Source organism: Stutzerimonas kunmingensis (assembly GCF_032106285.1).
In the GTDB taxonomy this organism is placed as follows: Bacteria; Pseudomonadota; Gammaproteobacteria; order Pseudomonadales; family Pseudomonadaceae; genus Stutzerimonas; species Stutzerimonas kunmingensis_B.
Genome location: NZ_DAMCPO010000058.1, coordinates 267 through 6,030, shown reverse-complemented (window position 1 = coordinate 6,030; position 5,764 = coordinate 267). Strand labels below are relative to the sequence as shown.

Here is a 5,764-nt window from a genome sequence, read left to right as displayed (position 1 = left end):
AACCGTCGACCTCTTGCATGCCATGCAAGCGCTCTCCCAGCTGAGCTATAGCCCCATCTCGAGGACGGGGCGCATATTAGGGGCGCCCCCAAGTAGTGTCAACAACAATTTCGAACGGGCCGAAGTTTTTTTGGCATTAGGAACAACTACTTACCACCGACGAATGGTAACGCCACCACCTCGGGGCGATGCTGGTCACAAGCACCGCCCCTGCCCCGCACTCAGACAATCGACGCCGCGAGCTTCTCCCACTCCTTGGCTTCCTTCTTCGACGCGCCACCGAGCAACTCGAGTGCGTTGCGCAGGCGGAAGCGCGTCAGATCCGGGCCGAGAATCTCCATCGCGTCGAGTACCGATACCGAACTGGCCTGCCCGGTGATGGCGGCGAACATCAGCGGCATCACATCGCGCAGCTTGAAGCCTAGATGTTCCGCCACCTGGGTGATGCACGCGGTGATGCGCTCCTTTTCCCACTGGCGCAGTGCTTCCAACTTCCACAGAATCAGCTGCATGACCTGGCGCACCTGCGTCGCATCGAGCTTCTTGTGCGCGAACAATGCGGGGTCGAGCGGCAATGCACCGGAGAAGAAGAAGCCAGCCAATGGCGCAATCTGGCTGAAGGTTTCCACGCGCTGCTGCACGTGCGGCGCGATCTGCATCATGTACTGCGGATTGAATGCCCACTTCTGCACTTCGGCAGCGAACTGCTCGACCGGCAGTTCGCGTAGCCACTGGCCGTTCAGCCAGGAAAGCTTCTCCAGATCGAAGATCGGTCCGCCGAGCGATACGCGATTGATGTCGAAGTGCTCGATCATCTCGTTCAACGTGAATTTCTCACGCTCGTCAGGCATCGACCAACCCATGCGCCCGAGATAGTTGAGCATCGCCTGTGGCAGAAAACCCATGCGCTCGTAGAAGGTCACCGAAGTCGGATTCTTGCGCTTAGAGAGCTTGCTCTTGTCGGGATTGCGCAGCAGCGGCATGTAGCACAGCTGCGGCTGCTCCCAGCCGAAGTACTCGTACAGCTTGATCAGCTTGGGCGCCGACGGCAGCCACTCTTCGCCACGCAGCACATGAGTGATGCCCATCAGGTGGTCATCAACCACGTTGGCGAGGAAGTAGGTCGGCAGGCCATCGGCCTTCATCAGCACCTGCATGTCCATGCGATCCCAGCCGATCTCGACGGTGCCGCGCAGCATGTCGTTGACCTGGCACACGCCTTCGCTCGGCACCTTCATCCGGATCACATGGGATTCACCAGCAGCGATGCGACGCTGAGCTTCGGCCGGATCGAGGTGCATGCAATGGCCGTCATAACGCGGCGTTTCCTTGTTCGCCATCTGCTCGGCACGCACCTGATCCAGGCGCTCGCTGCTGCAGAAGCACGGGAACGCATGACCCTTGCTGACCAGCTCGTCCGAGTACTTCTTGTAGATCTCGCCGCGCTCGCTCTGCCGGTACGGGCCATGCGGACCGCCAACGTCCGGACCCTCGTCCCATTCGATGCCCAGCCAGCGCAGCGCATCGTAGATCTGCTGCTCGGATTCACGGGTCGATCGCACCTGATCGGTATCCTCGATGCGCAAGATGAACTGGCCACCGTGCTGTCGGGCGAAGCACAGATTGAACAGCGCGATGTAGGCAGTACCGACGTGGGGATCGCCGGTCGGAGATGGCGCGATGCGGGTGCGAACCGTGGTCATGAATGCTCTCGGACGGTAGGACATACGGAAAGGGGACGAATGTTAGCAGGCGCTGCGCAGCCGGCTCCAGCCAAACACCGGGAAGCAGAGCGAGAGCGTCCCGAAGGAGACGCTCCGGGACAGGCCGAAACGGTCGATCCGCCAGTAGCTGCTAGACCTGCAACAAGCGCTCGCGCAGCTTGTGAATTTCGTCGCGCGCTTCAGCGGCCGCCTCGAACTCCAGATCGCGCGCCAGACTCAGCATCTTCTCTTCCAGCTGACGAATCCGCTTGGTGATCTCGCTCGGCGAACGCAGTTCGTTCTCGTAACGCGCACTCTCCTCCGCCGCTTTCGCCTCGCCACGCCGCTTCTTGCTGCGCGAGCCCGGTACGGTTGCGCCTTCGAGGATGTCCTGCACGTCCTTCTTCACGCCCTTGGGCACGATGCCGTTGGCCTCGTTGAAGGCAATCTGCTTGTTGCGCCGCCGTTCGGTTTCATCGATGGCGCGCTGCATGGATCCGGTGACGTTGTCGCCATAGAGGATTGCGCGACCGTTAAGGTTGCGCGCAGCGCGGCCAATGGTCTGAATCAGCGAGCGTTCCGAACGCAGGAAGCCTTCCTTGTCTGCATCAAGTATCGCCACCAGCGACACCTCAGGCATATCCAACCCCTCGCGCAACAGGTTGATGCCCACCAACACGTCGAACGTGCCCAGACGCAAATCACGAATGATCTCGACCCGCTCCACGGTATCGATGTCCGAGTGCAGATAACGAACCCGCACGTCGTGGTCGCTGAGGTAGTCGGTAAGGTCCTCGGCCATGCGCTTGGTCAGCGTGGTGACCAGCACCCGCTCCTCCTTGACCACGCATTTACGGATCTCCGACAGCAGATCGTCGACCTGGGTCAGCGCCGGCCGCACTTCGATCTGCGGATCGACCAGACCGGTAGGGCGTACAACCTGCTCGACCACACGGCCGGCGTGCTCAGCTTCGTAAGGTCCAGGCGTGGCCGAAACGAAGATGGTCTGCGGACTGATCGCCTCCCACTCGTCGAAGCGCATCGGCCGGTTATCCAGCGCCGATGGCAGACGGAAGCCATACTCCACCAGGGTTTCCTTGCGCGAGCGGTCGCCCTTGTACATCGCGCCGACCTGCGGCACCGACACGTGGGACTCATCGATCACCAGCAGCGCATCGGCCGGCAGGTAGTCGAACAGCGTCGGTGGCGGCTCGCCAGCATCGCGCCCGGACAGATAGCGCGAGTAGTTTTCGATGCCGTTGCAGTAACCCAGCTCCATGATCATTTCCAGATCGAAACGCGTGCGCTGCTCGAGCCGCTGGGCCTCCACCAGCTTGTTCTGGCTGCGCAGGTAATCGAGCCGCTCGCGCAGCTCGTCCTTGATCTTCTCTATCGCGTCGAGCAGGGTTTCCCGCGGCGTTACGTAGTGGCTCTTGGGATAGAAGGTGAAGCGCGGCAGCTTGCGGATCACCTCCCCGGTCAGCGGATCGAAGGCGGACAGGCTCTCCACCTCATCATCGAACAGCTCGATGCGCACCGCTTCGAGATCCGATTCCGCCGGGAAGATGTCGATCACGTCGCCGCGCACACGGAAGGTCGCACGAGCGAAATCCATGTCGTTGCGGGTGTACTGCAGGCCAGTCAGCCGGCGCAGCAGCTCGCGCTGATCGAGCCGATCACCACGATCGACGTGCAGGACCATCTTCAGGTATGACTGCGGATCACCCAGACCGTAGATGCACGACACAGTGGTGACGATGATCGCATCCGCGCGCTCCAGCAGCGCCTTGGTTGCCGACAGACGCATCTGCTCAATGTGATCGTTGATCGATGCATCCTTCTCGATGAAGGTGTCCGACGACGGCACATAGGCTTCCGGCTGGTAATAGTCGTAGTAGGAAACGAAATACTCGACCGCATTGTTCGGGAAGAACGCCTTGAACTCACCATAGAGCTGCGCGGCCAGCGTCTTGTTTGGCGCCAGCACCAGCGTAGGCCGCTGCACATGGGCGATGACGTTGGCGACGCTGAAGGTCTTGCCCGAGCCCGTAACGCCCAGCAGCGTCTGGTGCGACAACCCCGCCTCGATGCCTTCGATCATCTGCCGAATGGCCTCCGGTTGATCGCCGGCCGGCTTGAAACGGGTGACCAGTTCGAACTTGGACATTTCGCCTCTCTAGGTAACATGTGCGAGCTTGGCAGCCGGACTTTCGAACAGCCATCCAGCGGTTTGGCGCGACAGCCAGCGGATCCTGAAATCCGCCACCAGCGATGGGCGCGCAGAGCCGAGAAACCGCCCATCTTTCCAGTACGCAAAACGCACCGAAAGTGATCAGAAAACCTCAGTAGCATATCGCAGGCAACAGGCTTGACCGCTATACTACCGCCCCGTTTGCGCATCACCCTGCGCGCCGACGCGAGGGTGGTGAATCTAGTCACTCTTCTCTTTCGAGCCCCCTCACCATGAGTTTGTTCTCTGCTGTCGAAATGGCGCCGCGCGATCCTATCCTCGGCCTCAATGAAGCCTTCAACGCCGACACGCGGCCGAACAAGGTCAACCTCGGTGTCGGTGTCTACTACAACGAAGAAGGTCGCATTCCATTGCTGCGCGCCGTGGTCGAGGCGGAGCATGCCCGCATCGCTGCCCACGCGCCCCGCGGCTATCTGCCGATCGAGGGCATTGCCGCTTACGATGCTGCCGTACAGAAGCTGCTGTTCGGCAACGATTCTCCGCTGATCGCCGAAGGCCGGGTGGTGACTACCCAGGCGCTCGGCGGAACCGGCGCACTCAAAGTCGGCGCAGACTTCCTCAAGCGCCTGCTGCCGGACGCCGTGGTTGCCATCAGCAACCCGAGCTGGGAAAACCATCGCGCGCTGTTCGAGTCGGCCGGTTTCCCGGTCCAGAGCTACAGCTACTATGACGCGAGCAATCACGGCATCGATCGCGCCGGCCTGCTGCAGGACCTGAAGAACCTGCCACCCCGCTCCATCGTCGTGCTGCACGCCTGCTGCCACAACCCGACCGGCGTCGATCTGAACCTGGATGACTGGAAGCAGATTCTCGACGTGCTGCGTGCCCAGGATCACGTGCCGTTCATCGACATCGCCTACCAGGGCTTCGGCGACAGCATCGAAGAGGACGCCGCCGCCGTGCGCCTTTTCGCCGAGTCGGGCATGACCTTCTTCGTTTCCAGCTCGTTCTCCAAGTCCTTCTCGCTGTACGGCGAACGCGTCGGCGCGCTGTCGATGGTCACCCAGAGCCGCGAGGAGTCGGCTCGCGTACTGTCGCAGGTCAAGCGCGTGATCCGCACCAACTATTCCAACCCGCCGACCCACGGCGCCACGATCGTCTCCGCGGTGCTCAACAGCCCGGAACTGCGCGCCATGTGGGAAGCCGAGCTGGGCGAGATGCGCAGCCGCATCCGCGAGCTGCGTCTGAGCATGGTCGAGCAATTGGCGGCCAAAGGCGCGAAGACGGACTTCAGTTTCGTTGCCGCCCAGCGCGGCATGTTCTCCTACTCCGGCCTCACGGCCGAGCAGGTCGAGCGACTGCGTGTCGAGTTCGGCGTCTACGCCATCAGCACCGGTCGAATCTGCGCCGCCGCACTGAACCGCAACAACATCGGTCACGTCACTGACGCCATCGTTCAGGTGCTCTGACTCCAGCCGCCCGGGGCCCTCTCAGCCCCCGGGCGCGGCGTCGTTCCTAGCGGCGCAAAGGGTTGACTTCTCTTTTGCAAACAGTAGGATACGCACCGTTGTTCCGCGATAGCTCAGTCGGTAGAGCAAATGACTGTTAATCATTGGGTCCCTGGTTCGAGTCCAGGTCGCGGAGCCAAATTTCAAAGCCTCGGTTAATACCGGGGCTTTTTTATTGCCGCTGGACTCTCACCAGGGACTGCGTCCCAGGTTATTCGCTTCGCTCACCCCTTCGGGGCCGCGCTAAAGCGCGTTCAGCTTCGCTGTCGAGTCCAGGTCGCGGAGCCAAATTTCAAAGCCTCGGTTGATACCGGGGCTTTTTTATTGCCGCTGGACTCTCACCAGGGACTGCGTCCCAGGTT

3 protein-coding genes and 1 tRNA gene are annotated in these 5,764 nt (G+C 61.4%); 2 read left to right on the top strand and 2 right to left on the bottom strand.

The genetic code is table 11. The features are described 5' to 3' along the window. Positions 1 to 221: 221 nt before the first annotated feature. A complete protein-coding gene (gene gltX, locus RT582_RS22205) occupies positions 222 to 1,703 on the bottom strand; it encodes a glutamate--tRNA ligase (RefSeq protein WP_313480058.1) in 1,482 nt (493 codons plus the stop codon). Between the two features lie 151 nt (positions 1,704 to 1,854). Next, a complete protein-coding gene (gene uvrB / locus RT582_RS22200; protein ID WP_313480056.1) occupies positions 1,855 to 3,870 on the bottom strand; it encodes an excinuclease ABC subunit UvrB in 2,016 nt (671 codons plus the stop codon). 296 nt (positions 3,871 to 4,166) lie between these two features. On the opposite strand from uvrB, the gene RT582_RS22195 reads away from it, so the two are divergent. Then, positions 4,167 to 5,363, top strand: coding sequence for an amino acid aminotransferase (locus RT582_RS22195; protein ID WP_031297299.1), 1,197 nt, complete (start codon positions 4,167 to 4,169; stop codon positions 5,361 to 5,363). Positions 5,364 to 5,465: 102 nt separating this feature from the next. Continuing rightward, positions 5,466 to 5,541: transfer RNA gene (locus tag RT582_RS22190), tRNA-Asn, on the top strand. Positions 5,542 to 5,764 lie beyond the last annotated feature (223 nt).

What these genes read in the sequence shown, in the direction of transcription:
- gltX (WP_313480058.1), bottom strand. Translation starts at nt 1,703, where the DNA reads ATGACCACGGTTCGCACCCGCATCGCGCCATCTCCGACCGGCGATCCC.
- RT582_RS22195 (WP_031297299.1), top strand. Translation starts at nt 4,167, where the DNA reads ATGAGTTTGTTCTCTGCTGTCGAAATGGCGCCGCGCGATCCTATCCTC.
- uvrB (WP_313480056.1), bottom strand. Translation starts at nt 3,870, where the DNA reads ATGTCCAAGTTCGAACTGGTCACCCGTTTCAAGCCGGCCGGCGATCAA.